Below are 15,126 nucleotides of genomic sequence, written 5' to 3'. Positions count from 1 at the left end.
CTTTTCCATACTGATCACGCACCTTTTTTAGAGTAATAGTATCAGTATGTCCAAGATTTAGAGATTACTTGCAATTATCTTGAAGTTTTCGCACCAGAACCGCCATTTGCGCAACCAGGATTAGCAATGGACCCAATTCATCTAGAAGGCTTGCAGACTTTCTTTCAGTTTAGTAGTTTTTATGTGTTAAGTTGCTTATTTGTTATTATATTTACTTTTGTGGGAGTTCGAAGATTTACAATAAAAGATATTATATGAATAGGAGTACAGCGAATTTATTGAAATATTAGGCGACAGAACAGATAAAATTTCTAGGTAAAATACGTGTACTAATAAAAGAGCTAACTTTACTCTTGATAGGGTAAAATTGGCTCTTTTTATTGTGGCCTGCTTAGCGTATATTTTTGTTAAAATGTAGGTGATACGCCTTTACATTTATTCTTTATATCAAGATTATGAAAGGTTACAAAAGGTTACAGATGAAATTCTGTAATTTACTTTTCAAAAACTTAGTGTTTTAATGTGAGTGTAAGATCCCCTTATTCTTTGAAGTGCTTACATGAAATGACGTAGAATATGTATTCTGCGTCATTTTTCAGTGTGATTAATAGAGATCACTATATCATTCAGGGAAAATTGTACGCTAAGGACTATAAATTCTTACTATGACAGGGTTCTTAGAGAAGGATTATATATTCAGAAGGATAAAAACAGCCGATTAACTGAACATTGAATTATTTACACACTTTATGAACATGATTATAGCTAGAAAAGGGTGAAATTATTGAGTTTTTATACGAAGGATAATTTTCTTACAGTGAGTACGAAAATTTATATTAACTTAGGATGGAGGCACCTTGACATATATGAAAAATGATTCTTTTAGAGTTACCTTCGATAGTTTGGATGAATTTGCTGATATAGTTAGTGAGATTTTGCAATGTCCGATTACTATTGAGGATGTAAATCATCGCCTTCTCGCGTATAGTACCCATGATGAAAGGACAGACCCAGCGAGAATTGGTACTATTATGGGGCGTCGCGTACCTGAAAAAGTAATCAATAACCTGTGGAAAGAAGGAATTATTCCCGATTTATTAAAAAATCGGGAGCCTATTCGTGTAAAAAAAAGAGATGATATTGGTCTCGGCGATAGAGTCGCGATATCTATTTGGAACAAAGAAGACGTTTTAGGATTCATTTGGGCTTTAGAAATTGAAAAATCTTTAACTGAACAAGATTGTCTCATGCTAAAAAAATACGCGGAGGTCGTAAAAAGTAAGTTGTTGCAACTTCAAGCCCGAAAAAACCAAAAAGAAGAGCGATCACAAGAGTTTTTTTGGAAACTGCTAACTAATCATATGCAGGTAAACACAGAAATTATGGAAAATTTCTACCTGCTCCAAATAACTCCAGCATCCTTATTTACTGTCTCTGTATTCCGTTTTGAGCAAGGAATTACGAATGAAAAAGAAAAACAAATTTCTTATTTGTTAAAAACAAGTCAACACTTGAAAGTTTTACTTTATACAATTGATCGTAATCAATTGATTCTTCTTACTTCATTGGATAATGTGAAGCGCCCTTTTCATGAAATCAACAATTTCATCGAAACGTTTGTACACAATATGGAAAAGCGATATGGCATCAAATCTATCAAGCCGGCATTTAGCAACGTATATAGTGATTACCAAAAAATCAGTAAAGCTTACAAAGAAACGCTAACGGTTTTATCCATAAAAGAAAAATTCCCTTCTGACACAACTAATATTCACAGCTACCAAAACTTAGGGATTTATCAATTGATTGATCTTCTACTTGAGCAAAGAAAAGATGAAGAGTATGAAAATCAGGCGTTGCAAAAGCTAGATGAATATGACCATAAGCATAATTGTAATCTTATTGAAACGTTGGAAGTCTACTTAAATAAAGATAGCAATGTTGGCGAAGTAGCCAAGGCATTGAATATTCATGCTAATACACTTAGCTATAGGCTTAAGCGTATTTATGAAATTAGTGAGATTGATTTAAAAGATCCAAATCAAAAAATGATTCTGTACTTGGATCTCAAGTTGAAAAAATTTATGTAACAGCATCCTTTTGTGGAATTCCACAAAAGGATGCTGTTTTTTTGTTTTTTCTCAACAATGAAAAGACATTTTCAATACTCTATACTTAAAATATGGTAGTTGAAAGATTAAGTAACGGGAGGGAACTTTATGATTATTGGTGTACCAAAGGAAATGAAAAATAATGAAAATCGTGTCGCACTTACACCTGCAGGAGTTATTCCATTTGTGACAGCTGGCCATAAGGTATTAGTTGAAACAAATGCAGGTGTTGGTAGTGGCTTTAGAAATGTAGACTATGTATATGCTGGCGCTGAAATTGTTGAAAGTGCTGCAGAAGTATGGAATCAGTCAGAAATGATTATGAAAGTAAAAGAGCCTCTCGAAAGTGAATATATTCACTTTCGTCCAAATTTAATTTTATTCACATACTTACATTTAGCTGCCGAATCTAATTTAGCTCAGGCCCTTAAAGATAAAAGAGTTACCGCCATCGCATATGAAACAGTAGAAGTAAACCATACCCGCCCTCTTCTTACACCAATGAGTGAGGTAGCTGGACGCATGTCTGTACAAATAGGAGCACAATTTCTACAAAAGTCAAACGGTGGTCAAGGTATTCTTCTTGCAGGAGTACCTGGTGTGAATCGTGGTAAAATTGCCATCATCGGGGGAGGTATCGTCGGTACAAACGCTGCGAAAATGGCAATTGGTCTTGGTGCCGACGTAACAATCATTGATTTAAATGCAGATCGTCTACGACAACTAGATGACATTTTCGGTACTCAAATCAAGACATTGATGTCTAATCCGTTCAACATCGCGGAAGCAGTAAAACAAGCAGATCTTTTAATTAGTGCCGTATTGATTCCTGGTGCTAAAGCTCCTAAGCTTGTCACCGAAGAAATGGTACAAAGAATGAAGCCTGGCTCCGTAATCGTGGATGTAGCGATTGACCAAGGTGGAGCTGTGGAAACATGTGACCATGTAACAACACATGATAATCCGACATTTGAAAAATATGAAGTGCTTCATTATTCCGTTGCGAACATGCCAGGAGCAGTTCCTAGAACATCCACTATCGCTTTAACAAATGTAACAATTCCTTATGCACTACAAATTGCTAACAAGGGTGTACAAACAGCAATATTTGAAAACGATGCTTTAAAACTTGGAGTAAACACGTTGAACGGTGAAATTACATGTGAAGTGGTTGCAAAGGAACTTGGCTACAAGTATGTTTCCATAGAAGAAGCATTTGCAAAAAGAATTGTAAGTAATTAAAGTTTTTGGATAAAACTCTAATTAGGGATAAAATTTGTGTGTTTTTTCATATATTAAAGCGAGGGATAAAGAAATAAGAATGTTATCGTATATTATTGGCTAACATTTTATTAGATAACATCTATTGTAATTATTTATAACTTGGGAAACATATAAAGGAATAAACAGACGTTATGACAGTTGTTAACATAGGGTTGAAATTATAAAGAGTTTCATATAAATAGAGACAGACAATAGGATTGTGACTCGTTTTGGATAAAGCGATGAAACTATGAAATGCAGGTATTACTCGTTCAAAGCAATTAGACCTATAGCTGCATATTTTAAGAAGCTATGGATGAAGAAATTGCACTACCATATTCTTTCAAGAAGATTGGATGAACTGTTTATCCAGTCTTCTTGAATTACCAAAAAACTTCAATTAAAAACCTAACTGGAATCGATATCACATCTGTTAAAAGAAACATATTATTAGTTTTAATACAAAAGATGTGACAAACAGCAATCATTATAATAGATCCAGAAATTAAAAAAGAGCAGTTGACATTTGTGAACCAGCTTATTTATCAAATTAATAGTTACTCGTCAAGAACAGAAGTTAAATGGGCTATTGTGAAGAATGGGTACATTGTAATCTTCCCAATATTTATTGTTGGGGGTTGTAATAAAATAAACAAAAACTTTATAAAAACATTAGTATATAAAGATTTAAGAGGGAAGGACTTCTATCATGAGAAATATCACCAATATAAAACGCATAGTAATTACAATTGTTGCAATTGCAATTGGTTACTTTATGTTTCAAACTATTACTTCATCAGCTACAGCTGTAGCTAAGCAAGAAAACCCAGTGCAGCTAGTAAGCACTCAACCCGAAACTGAAATAAAGAAAGCAGTACCAGTTCGCCTTAATGGTCAAGAGAGAAAAGTGGCTTATCTTACTTTTGACGACGGTCCAGGAAAGTATACGGCACAGTTACTAGACATATTAAAGGAAAATGATACAAAAGCAACATTTTTTCTAATTGGTCAAAATGTAAAATCTTATCCTGATTTAGTAAAACGAGAAGAAGCGGAAGGGCATTATGTTGGAATGCATAGTATGACGCACGATTATAAGAAACTGTATACTCAAGCTGGCTATGTAGATGAAATGAAAGAGGATCAAAGTTTAATTGCTAGTATTCTTGGACATGCACCAAAACTAACACGTCCACCATATGGTTCAATGCCAGGATTACATGAAGAACTTCGTAATAAAGCTGTAGAAGATGGTCTTAGAGTATGGGATTGGACAATTGATTCATTAGATTGGGAATATAATAGTGTACCAATTGATACTGCGAAAGTGAAAATTGTTCAAAATGTACTGACTGGTGCGACAGATCCAAAAGAAGTTATTTTGATGCATGACATTCATCCGCAGTCCGTTGCTGCAGTACCTGCTATTATTAAAGGTTTAAAAGAAAAAGGGTATGAATTTGAAGCATATCATGAAGATGATCATTTCCCATTGAACTTTATGCATGATAAACGTATGTAACATAGGAGGAATTGACATTGACTTATAGAAAAGTGGCGTTAATTGGAATTTTATCAATTGGATTTCTTGGAGGATGTCTGGGAGCACAGCCAGAGGAAGAGTTATATGTTGCTTTTGAAAACGCAGCAAATCAAGAAAAAACTTTATTTGATAATGTAAACAAATTAGAGCAGTTAGAAACAAAAGGACAGGAATTGTACGATCAAATTGTACAGGAAGGAAAAGAGCATAACGAGGCAGTAATACCAAAAATAGAACAGGCTGTTACAAATGTAGCTGAACGTGAAAAAGTGTTGAAAAGTGAAAAAGTTGTACTAGAAAAAGCCCAAAAAGAAACAACATCGGTTCATAATTATATAGATAAAATCGAGGACAAAAAATTACAAAAGCAAGCGAAAAAAGTAGAAGAAGTTTACAAGAATCGTTATGAAGTTTTTCAAAAAATGGATAAAATCTGCAAAAAATCATTAATAACTGAAAAAGAACTTTATGAAAAGTTAAAAGAAAAAGAAACAAATCTAAAAGAGATTAGTGAGAAAGTTAAAGCTGTCAATACATTGAATAAAGAAACACTAAAAGAAAAAGAAAAATTCAATCAATATACTAAAGATTATAATGAAGGAAAACTAAGATTCTATAAAGACGCGAAGATTAAAATAAAAGAGCAAAAGCAAGAAAATTAATTATCAGCTTTAGTATCTTAAAAGGTTCTGGTGCAAATATATAATGAAGAACAAGAATAACTATAGGCTCCTAATGGAATCACCTTTATGCTATAAGATCAAATACAAGATGAATGAAACGAATCGTCTCATCTCATTCATCTTGTAGAAGAGTTGTTAGACATTTCAAGATTAGAGTTAAATCATCTTCATTTATATAGAGAAAAGGTGTCATTACATCATATACTTCACGAAACAATTTGGCAGTTAAAACCAAAGGCAGGAAAAAATAGATTGAAATCATTACTAGTTTAGAAGAAATAGACGTGCTTGGTGATAAAAATAGATTAAAACAAATTTTTAAAAATGTCATTGATAATGCTATTAAGTATTCACATAAAGATGGAAAAGTTTTTGTCAATTTAACACAAAAAGAAGGACAAGCTGTTATCAATACAAAAGACCAAGGGGTTGGAATTGGAAAAGAATATTTACCATTTGTGAATCAGCCCTTTTATCAAATTAATACTCACTCTTCAGGAGCTGGAAATGGATTAGCCATTGTGAAGGAGATTGTTGAACTACATGACGGCACGGTAAGTATTGTAAGTAAAGAAGAGATGGGAACAGTGATTTTGATAAAACTTCCTTTGTAACAACATAAACACACTCATATATAACAATGATGACGGGGTGAATAAAATGAAACAAGCAAAATTAAATATAACGTTATCTCTCATACAATTATTTACCTTAGTAATCAACCTATGTATGTGTTCCTCAACCATGCGATTTTTACCTTGGTTTGTTGAAGGTGCTGTTAGATGTAATGAAATCTTTCTCACTGCTCCTTTATTATTAATTACTGGCACCGTTATGACATACCATAATACAAGAAAAAGGCATTCTATCCTACCAATAAGACAAAGCATTTCTTTTATTACCATTATTTTTTTTGTATCCACCTTCTTATTACCTTCCACTGACGAAATTGCTATAACATCTCTTATATTTAATTTTGGAATGGTTGTCATTACGATAGTATTTTTGTTAAAAGATATTTCCCAACTTAATAAGAATAGAAAATATAGGATCAAAAAAATACGGATTAGAAGAGACAGTTTTGGTGAAAGGATGAAATAACTTTTAGAAGATGAATACACGATAAAATCGAATAATTCAAATTTGGTTATAATGTAAATCCAATTCACTAGGAATTTTCGATTGTGACGGTATGGTAATGGTTACTGTAAGTGATACAACTGTATGTGTTTAAATAATTTATTTTTCGGAGGTTTATCAAGATGGAGCAAACAAACATAAATATAAAATTATCTTCAAGTATTTCTTTTAATACTTAACTTATTTATATTGTCAGCGTAAAGAAGAAAATAAGAATAAGCAGGTCTTACAAGAGGAACAGTTACGCCAAGCTGTCTAATAGACAATGCATGTGGAGGATTTTATATGTTAGAAAGTTTATTGTTTTTCTTTGCCATTGGAATTGCATGTGAACTTGCAGCGATTAATCGAAATGGTCGTAAGAAGATAAAACAACAAGCTGAAATGATACAGCTTTTAAAAGAGTTACATGAAAGAAAAATATAATGAAAAGACGACCGGGCATTGAAGTGACCCCCAAAAGTTAGACACGTTAATTCATTCATAAGTGGACTTGTCATCATTTCAGATGAAACAAATCCACTTATGAATGAATTTTTGTTAGAGAGTCAAGATTTGAATGGTGATGGAATAATTGAGTTTTCCACTTCTGTTCGTCCGAATGGATAGTAAAAATATCCAAATGCTGAAATCCCATTGTTTGAACACTATGTACGTGGAAGGGAAATGCTGAATTTCAGCCTACAGAAGAGAGATGTGTAAATATAGAGCAAGGATATTTTATTACAATTCCTAAAGAGTTAGTTGGGGAAATTACAATTCAAGAGGGTTCCAAGAATACTCAGTATCTTCTTTATACCGATACAGATGAGAAGTGGCTTTTGATGGAAAGGTAAAAAATTATGAAGCACAGTCAAAATAAATTTACATGTATATGCAGTGCCAAAAAAATGTACATACCAAAAGCCCGAATTTTATATTAAACCTATAACTGAATATCATCATGAGTAGAGTAGAGGAGAAGCGATGTATGACAACTATTTTAGTAGTAGAAGAAGGAATAACGATTTGTAATTTTATTGTATTAAATATGAAACGTGCTGGTTTCAATGCGTTAGCAGCAGATACAGGAGAAACAGCTCTCGAACTTTTAGGTAAACATAATGTTGATATTATATTAATTGATGTGATGTTACCTGGAATAGATGGTTTTCAGGTATGTAAAAGTATACGAGAAAACAATAAAAAAATCGGTATTATTATGTTATCGGCACGTGTTCAAGATAGGGATAAGGTACAAGGGTTAACAATTGGAGCAGATGATTATATTGAAAAACCATTTAGTTCAATTGAATTAACAGCACGTGTACAAGCATTACTAAGAAGGGTAAAAGGAAACAAAGAGAATATGGAATCGATTTATTCGGAACCATTTCGATTAAATCTTCAGCAAGAAAGATTATATAAGGAGGGAGTGGTAATTGATTTAACCCCAACAGAGTATATTATTTTACGGTGCTTAATGGAAAATCAGGGCAAGTCAATTTCACGTGATGAGCTTTTAAATGAAATATGGGGTGTGAATTATGTAGTTAAAACCAAAGTAATAGGTGTAAATATAAGGCGCTTACGTCAAAAGATAGAACTTAATCCCTCTGGACCTCAGTTTCTCCGAACAGTATGGGGAAAAGGATATGTTTGGAGATGAAGCGTAAGATTAGCTTGTATTTTATTTGAAGTAGTTTTTTCAATTTTTATTTATGGTTCTGGTGCAAAAAATCTATAAAACTTGGATATACTGATACTAGTACTCTAATAAGGACCTGATCAGTGTGGAAAAGCAAAATCTATTCAAGTGGAAACATTATCAACCGGATATAATTTTGTTTGTATTTATTCTTCATATTAAGATTATGAAAGGTTACAAAAGGTTACAGATGAAATTCTGTGATTTACTTTTCAAAAACTTAGTGTTTTAATGTGAGTGTAAGATTCCCTTATTCTTTGACGTACTTACATGAAATGACGTAGGATATGTATTCTACGTCATTTTTTAGTGGGGTTAATAGCAAAAAAGATAAATATAGGAAGGCTAACAATAAAAAAATGATGAAGAACCTGATAGGTTTAAAGGCTACCTTTTAGAAAACGGGAAACGACTATATAAGACATATGACTAGTTTTGAAAAACAGCTAAAGTCTGAAGGAAGCAGTTAAAAATAATTAACTCTCTATAATGCAAGAAAATTCATTGAATATTCTCGCATTATAGAGAAACATGGGGGGTGACTGGCGGATGCCTGAACCATTAAAGAAAAATAGTCGCTATATGGTTGGATTGGACAGTCTAAGAGGCTTAGCCATACTAGGTGTTATTTTATATCATATTAATTTTAATTGGATACCCGGAGGGTTCTTAGGTGTCACTGTATTTTTTGTACTTTCAGGTTATCTAATTACAGATATTTTGTCCATAGAGTGGAAGCGAAATAAGAGGATTGACTTGAAAAATTTCTGGCTCCGTAGGGCAAGGAGACTACTTCCTGGAATGCTTGTCATGCTTATCATTGTATTAGCGTGGATTACAATTTTTCATAGTTCTTTGTTAGGAAAGATGCGAGGGGATTCATTAGCAGCTTTATTGTATTTCAGTAACTGGTGGTATATTTATCACAAATTATCATACTTTGAGAGTTTTAATCAACTTTCACCGCTAAATCATTTTTGGTCATTAGCTGTTGAAGAACAGTTCTATGTAGTTTGGCCATTTATCATTAGCCTTGCATTTTATTACATAAAAAAGAAATCACATATTATTTTATTCATTGTTCTTGGAGCAGTTGCTTCAGCATTAGCAATGGCAGTTCTGTATGAACCAGGAGTTGACCCAAGCAGAATTTATTATGGCACTGATACGAGAGCATTTTCTTTATTGATAGGAGCGGCACTTGCCTTAATTTGGCCCAGCAGTAGGCTTGCAAATAAAATTATTCCACAAGCACGTCTCATTCTTGACGTAGTCGGAGGAATTGCTCTTATTGTCATTCTGATCATGTTTTGGAAGACGAATCAATATGATCCGTTTCTATATCGCGGAGGCATGGTCTTTTTATCAATTGCTACTGCCTTGTTAGTGGCGAACCTTGCTCATCCAGCTAGCCGAATCGCTCAATTTTTACGATTTAGACCTTTACGTTGGATGGGTGTAAGATCGTATGGGATATATCTTTGGCATTATCCGATTATCACATTGACGAATTCAAAAGTAAATGCTGGAGAGTTTTCGCTTACAAGAGCAATTCTTCAATTTCTTCTTATTATAATTGTTGCACAAATTTCATGGAAGTTTATTGAAAATCCAATAAGACAAGGGGCATTGAAGAATATTGGCTCTAAGAAGTGGAGAATGAGAAACTTAGCATTAAGTGGCAAGTTAGCTATAGTAGGCGCACTATTAATTTCCACGATAGTTGTTTTTGGATTATCAACAGCTAGCCAAGCGAAGGATAATCCAAAAAAAGATAAGGTGGAAGCAGTACAAACGGAGCAAAAAGAAAAGCCAAAACATCCAGTAGCGGTTAGGGAAAAACCAGCTGAGGGACCACCTCAAAATAAAGAACAACAAGAAGCTACTGCGCAGACTAAAGAGCCTCAAACGGTCACAGCTGTAGGTGATTCAATTATGATTGATATCGCCCCGTATTTGGAAAATGCGTTTCCTAATATTAAGATTGATGCAAAAATTGGTCGACAACTGTCTCAAGCAATTCCTGCGGTGGAACAGCTAAAGAATGAGGGGAGTTTAGGGAATTATGTCATAATTGGATTAGGCACAAATGGTGCTTTTACTAAGGAGCAACTAGTCTCATTAATAAAAATGATTGGGAATGAACGTAAAATTGTACTAATCAATACGAGGGTACCACGTCCATGGGAATCATTAGTGAATGAAAAATTAAAAGAAGTAGCATCTGAATACCAAAATGTGACGCTAGTCGATTGGTATTCAGCAAGTGATGGAAATAAGGCATACTTTGCGCCAGATGGCGTACATTTAACGAAAACAGGTGCAGAAGCATATGCGTCACTTGTTGCAAAAGAAATAAATCAAGCGAATCAATAATTTAATTCGCTTCAGAATACGATTCTAACCATTATAATTACAAATTGTTATTCTGAGTAAAATCATTTGTAATAAAAAAGAACTTGTAGATTCGCTACAAGTTCTTTTTTGACTTATATTTAATAACGGTGGGTAACCAGATAACACAGCTCAAATACAAAGAACGGGGGCACAGCTATCTTGGCGTTTGGATGAAACCTATATTAAAGTCAAAGGAAAATGGTGTTATTTATATCGTGCGATCGATAAAGATGGATACACATTGGATATTCAACTTCGTAAAACACGAGCTCATCATGGGGCTTACGCCTTTATGAAAAGATTAGTAAATTTTTTTGGAGAACCCACGGTTCTCACTACAGATAAAGCACCCGCCTTACTTTGTGCGTCTAAAAAATTTTTAAAAAAGGGCTTGTATAAAGAAACTATGCATTGCACGGTTACATATCGAAATAATCTAATCGAACAGGACCATAGACATATAAAGCGACGCTTTGCTAAATCCGCAGGATTCAAAACTTACGTCACGCCTCACTTACAATAAAAGGAATTGAAACGGTTCATGCATTATATAAAAGAAACCGAAATCTAGGCCCAGATTTCGGTTTTTTGACTTACGATGAATTACGAAAGTTAGTAACAATCGCATAAAATAAAGTGCTTTTGGTTGAAATCATCTATTCTTTAACCAACTTTGCAACAAAATCGCTATTTTCTACAATCTTATAATTCTTGTGTGCCACAACCGTTAATTGGTGCGACTTGAATTCAAGAAACATCTGAATGACTTATTTTTACCACAACGCGTTTTTTCCAGCACCTCAAGATATACTCTTGGAACCCTTTTTCCGAATTAACATAAGAGAATAGTAACGTGCTTTTAACTTCAAGAATAGTCTAAATCCTTAAGTCGATGGATGTGTGGTTCTACCCCAAAAAGAAGTTCCTTTTTTCTGAAAATGTATATAAATACAAAATGTATCATGAATATCCGAAAAAGATTTTATATTTCATTAATTTATTCCTTTCCATCTACATTAATCATTTATTGCAACAGCTTTCACGTCTAAAATAAGATGTTTCAACAAAGGAAAGTATAAGTATCTTTATAATGATTTTCCAATATAATCAATGTGTTAATGAAAGGAACTCTGTGTTATTTTTGCTTTTCTACTAACTAATACAGCTTCAAACAATGGACACAATTGCTACATGCCAAGTGTAATTTATTATCCATTCAAGATTCTGTTTATTCAATCTTTCTGAAAATAAAAAAATATTAAACTCATAAATATACAAGTTATAATGAGGGCGTCGAGAGATAATCTATTACCTCTAGAGAAAATATCAAACCTAGTTCTGGTGCAAAAATTCTAAAGACCTTGCAAGTAACCTTCTAAAATTGGACATACTGATACGATTACTCTAAGAAAGGTGTGTGGTCAGAAGGGAAATTTATTAACATGAAAAATGAAAGCGTTATCAACTCGATCTTATTTTGAATTGGTCATTCTAATAACTTAGATTCAACTGCAATTAAAAATAATAAATTATGGGGGTGCTTATATGAACATGAATGTAGCATCTATTAAAGAAAAAAAGGTTGTTAAATACAAAAGTTGTTTTGATGTGATTGGGCCGGTAATGATAGGTCCTTCAAGTTCACATACTGCAGGTGCTTTGGCTATTGGGACAGTTGCCAATAAATTATTTCAAGGTCTTCCAAAAAAAGTCGTGGTAAGGTATTATGAATCATTTGCTGAAACCCATAAAGGACACGGAACTGATTTTGCAATTATTGCTGGGATATTAGGATTTGCTGCCGATGACAGCAAAGTGCCAGATGCTATTAAAATAGCAGAATCTAAAGGAATTGACATTACCTTTATTGAAAAAGCGGGTGATAGTCCTGCTGGTCATCCAAATACGGCAGATGTATATTTAGAGGATGAAAGCCGAAGTATTAGAACGATGGGTATTTCGGTCGGCGGTGGATTAATTGAAGTCAAACATGTTGAAATTGACGGATTTAGCTTAGATCTGCAGGGGCCATTGCCAGTTATTATTGCGATTTCCGAAAGAGCTGACTTTGAATTTGTCTTACGCAGGATCTTTAAACAATATGATGTGGAAATTAACAACTTTCATAGTTTAGAAGAAAACAGAAAATATTTATATGCATTCGCTTTAGATTCGCTATTGCCTGGTTATGTTCAGAAGGAATTAGGAAATTTAAGCAATATAGCTAATATCATTATTCTTTAGTTACTTTAAGGGGTGAAAAAATATGTATATGACCATAAAAGAAATTGTGGATGCAGCTAATAAAAGCCAAAAGCCAATTTATGAATTAGCAATCGAACAGGAAATCGAACAAACTAAAACTTCTTATGAAGAAGCTTGGAGTAAAATGGAAAGAAATTTAGCGACTATGGAAAATGCCATAAATAAAAGTATCGAGGGCGACGGGGTATTTTCTCCGACCGGTTTAACCGGAGGTGATGCTGTTAAAATTAAAAACTATCGAGAAAATAGGAAAACTCTTTCTGGAGATTTGATGGTGTTAGGGATTCAAAGTGCTATCGGTGTTAATGAAGTAAATGCTGCATTAGGGGCTATTTGTGCAACCCCAACAGCAGGTGCGAGTGGGACGATCCCGGGAGTCCTATATAGTATTAAAGATACGTTGCAGTTAACTCATGAAGATATGATCCATTTTCTATTCACTTCAGCGTTATTTGGAACGATAGTCGCAAATAACGCTTGTATTTCAGGAGCGTACGGAGGATGTCAAGCTGAAGTAGGCAGTGCCTCAGCAATGGCGGCTGCAGCAGCGGTAGAAGCTGCCGGAGGAACGCCACAGCAATCTTCTGAAGCTTTCTCAACCGCATTACAAAATTTACTCGGTCTAGTTTGTGATCCGGTCGCTGGTTTGGTAGAAATTCCTTGTGTAAAGAGAAACGCCATTGGAACGGCAAATGCTTTGGCAGCAGCAGACATCGCATTAGCCGGCGTAAACAATATCATCAATGCAGACGAAGTTATTGAAGCGATGTATAGAGTTGGAAGACAGATGCCTCGCGAATTAAGAGAGACAGGTTTAGGCGGAATTGCGGCCACACCTACAGGGATTGCCATTAAAAATAAAATCTTTGGGGAGAAACAATCAAATTAATAAACAGTTATCGGAAATATTGTGAAATAGTTAACAATCCTATTCTCTATTGTTCTCCTAAGGATGTCTGTATATTGAGAGCCATTATCACTACAATATACTACTATATAATTAAAGTGTTTTGTAAGAGCTAACAAACCCATCAGGTTGATGACTAACGAATTTTTCGATTTTGATCAACTTAGAAGAAGGACACACGATGTGGCGCACTTTGTAAGCAATTCATTTTTCAAGAACGGTCTATATTCCTAAGCCTTAAAAAGAGACGGAAGAATAGGACACAAGGAGGAATTATTATATGAATGGGAATACTGCAAAAAAAATAGAATTTCAGGCTGAAAATACTGCAGTAAAAAATGAGAAATATCCAGATCCTACAAAGTGGCATAAACAGGATACTACCTGGGCATTGAGCCTTTTTGGAACAGCCATTGGAGCAGGAGTACTCTTTTTACCGATTAATGCAGGTTCAGGGGGGGTATTATCATTACTACTAATTACATTACTTGCATATCCAGTTATGTATTACTCACATAGGGCGCTTGCTAAAATGATATATGCTTCCAATTCTGCTGAAGAGGGGATTACAGGTACAATAAGAGAGTATTTTGGAAATAAGGCAAGTATCATTTTTAACATAGTATATTTCGTCTCAATTTATACAATCGTGCTAATGTATTCTGTTGCACTTACAAATACTGCAAGTAGTTTTATCGTGCATCAATTGCACATGCAGGAGCCTCCAAGGGCCATTTTATCGCTTGTATTAGTACTCGGTCTTATCGCTATACTAAATTTTGGTCAAGATATCACTGTAAAGATAATGAGCATGCTAGTATATCCTTTCATAGCTTCTCTACTTTTTATCTCAATATCTTTGATTCCACAGTGGAATACGTCAATGCTTAGTTTTTCAAGTGTTTCTACTGCTTCAACAGGAACAGGATATTTGGGAACGATATGGATGATACTACCAATCATAGTATTCTCGTTTAATCATTCTCCTATGATTTCGTCATTTGTTATGAAACAGAGAGCTACGTATGGAATAGAAGCTACTGATGCCAAATGTGCTCAAATACAAAAAGTTTGTTATATCATGACATTCGCTGTTGTTATGTTCTTTGTTTGGAGCAGTACCTTGAGTT

The 15,126-nt window shown here is 34.1% G+C and carries 12 protein-coding genes and 1 pseudogene; all 13 read left to right on the top strand.

Features of this window, described 5'->3' with window-relative positions:
• The first annotated feature begins 866 nt into the window (after window positions 1–866).
• A complete protein-coding gene (locus CQZ94_RS28415; protein ID WP_105588136.1) occupies window positions 867–2,090 on the top strand; it encodes a PucR family transcriptional regulator in 1,224 nt (407 codons plus the stop codon).
• Window positions 2,091–2,219: 129 nt separating this feature from the next.
• Window positions 2,220–3,353 (top strand): alanine dehydrogenase, encoded by a 1,134-nt coding sequence (ald, locus tag CQZ94_RS28410; RefSeq protein WP_105588135.1) that lies wholly within the window; start codon window positions 2,220–2,222, stop codon window positions 3,351–3,353.
• Between the two features lie 730 nt (window positions 3,354–4,083).
• Window positions 4,084–4,896, top strand: a complete 813-nt coding sequence (locus CQZ94_RS28405; RefSeq protein ID WP_105588134.1) for a peptidoglycan-N-acetylglucosamine deacetylase — start codon at window positions 4,084–4,086, stop codon at window positions 4,894–4,896.
• Between the two features lie 17 nt (window positions 4,897–4,913).
• Complete coding sequence (locus CQZ94_RS28400) at window positions 4,914–5,579, top strand: YkyA family protein (RefSeq protein WP_105588133.1); 666 nt, start codon at window positions 4,914–4,916, stop codon at window positions 5,577–5,579.
• Window positions 5,580–5,884: 305 nt separating this feature from the next.
• A complete protein-coding gene (locus CQZ94_RS32505) occupies window positions 5,885–6,214 on the top strand; it encodes a sensor histidine kinase (RefSeq protein WP_374954561.1) in 330 nt (109 codons plus the stop codon).
• 46 nt (window positions 6,215–6,260) lie between these two features.
• Entirely contained in the window at window positions 6,261–6,701 is a 441-nt protein-coding gene (locus CQZ94_RS28390; protein ID WP_181149564.1) for a hypothetical protein, read from the top strand.
• A gap of 324 nt (window positions 6,702–7,025) precedes the next feature.
• Entirely contained in the window at window positions 7,026–7,166 is a 141-nt protein-coding gene (locus CQZ94_RS28385) for a YrzO family protein (protein ID WP_002114966.1), read from the top strand.
• A 544-nt stretch (window positions 7,167–7,710) separates the two neighbouring features.
• On the top strand, window positions 7,711–8,388 hold the full coding sequence (locus CQZ94_RS28375; protein ID WP_105588131.1) for a response regulator transcription factor: 678 nt from the start codon (window positions 7,711–7,713) through the stop codon (window positions 8,386–8,388).
• A gap of 588 nt (window positions 8,389–8,976) precedes the next feature.
• Complete coding sequence (locus CQZ94_RS28370) at window positions 8,977–10,803, top strand: acyltransferase family protein (RefSeq protein ID WP_105588130.1); 1,827 nt, start codon at window positions 8,977–8,979, stop codon at window positions 10,801–10,803.
• 172 nt (window positions 10,804–10,975) lie between these two features.
• Window positions 10,976–11,454, top strand: a pseudogene (locus tag CQZ94_RS28365) (IS6 family transposase); the annotation flags it as partial.
• Window positions 11,455–12,369: 915 nt separating this feature from the next.
• Window positions 12,370–13,068, top strand: a complete 699-nt coding sequence (gene sdaAB / locus CQZ94_RS28360) for an L-serine ammonia-lyase, iron-sulfur-dependent subunit beta (RefSeq protein WP_002120784.1) — start codon at window positions 12,370–12,372, stop codon at window positions 13,066–13,068.
• A 22-nt stretch (window positions 13,069–13,090) separates the two neighbouring features.
• Window positions 13,091–13,978, top strand: a complete 888-nt coding sequence (gene sdaAA / locus CQZ94_RS28355; RefSeq protein ID WP_002120780.1) for an L-serine ammonia-lyase, iron-sulfur-dependent, subunit alpha — start codon at window positions 13,091–13,093, stop codon at window positions 13,976–13,978.
• 298 nt (window positions 13,979–14,276) lie between these two features.
• The coding region (locus CQZ94_RS28350) for an amino acid permease (protein WP_308728141.1) at window positions 14,277–15,126 on the top strand (850 nt) is incomplete at its 3' end.

Source organism: Bacillus sp. MYb209, assembly GCF_002975175.1.
Lineage (GTDB): Bacteria > Bacillota > Bacilli > Bacillales > Bacillaceae_G > Bacillus_A.
Note: the sequence above shows the minus strand (reverse complement) of the source record. Positions and strands in the feature narration are given on the sequence as shown.

Excerpts from the sequence above, each read along its gene's own strand:
- ald (WP_105588135.1), top strand. The coding sequence starts at position 2,220 with ATGATTATTGGTGTACCAAAGGAAATGAAAAATAATGAAAATCGTGTC.
- CQZ94_RS28370 (WP_105588130.1), top strand. The coding sequence starts at position 8,977 with ATGCCTGAACCATTAAAGAAAAATAGTCGCTATATGGTTGGATTGGAC.
- CQZ94_RS28415 (WP_105588136.1), top strand. The coding sequence starts at position 867 with ATGAAAAATGATTCTTTTAGAGTTACCTTCGATAGTTTGGATGAATTT.
- sdaAA (WP_002120780.1), top strand. The coding sequence starts at position 13,091 with ATGTATATGACCATAAAAGAAATTGTGGATGCAGCTAATAAAAGCCAA.
- CQZ94_RS28385 (WP_002114966.1), top strand. The coding sequence starts at position 7,026 with ATGTTAGAAAGTTTATTGTTTTTCTTTGCCATTGGAATTGCATGTGAA.
- CQZ94_RS28390 (WP_181149564.1), top strand. The coding sequence starts at position 6,261 with ATGAAACAAGCAAAATTAAATATAACGTTATCTCTCATACAATTATTT.
- sdaAB (WP_002120784.1), top strand. The coding sequence starts at position 12,370 with ATGAACATGAATGTAGCATCTATTAAAGAAAAAAAGGTTGTTAAATAC.
- CQZ94_RS28375 (WP_105588131.1), top strand. The coding sequence starts at position 7,711 with ATGACAACTATTTTAGTAGTAGAAGAAGGAATAACGATTTGTAATTTT.
- CQZ94_RS28405 (WP_105588134.1), top strand. The coding sequence starts at position 4,084 with ATGAGAAATATCACCAATATAAAACGCATAGTAATTACAATTGTTGCA.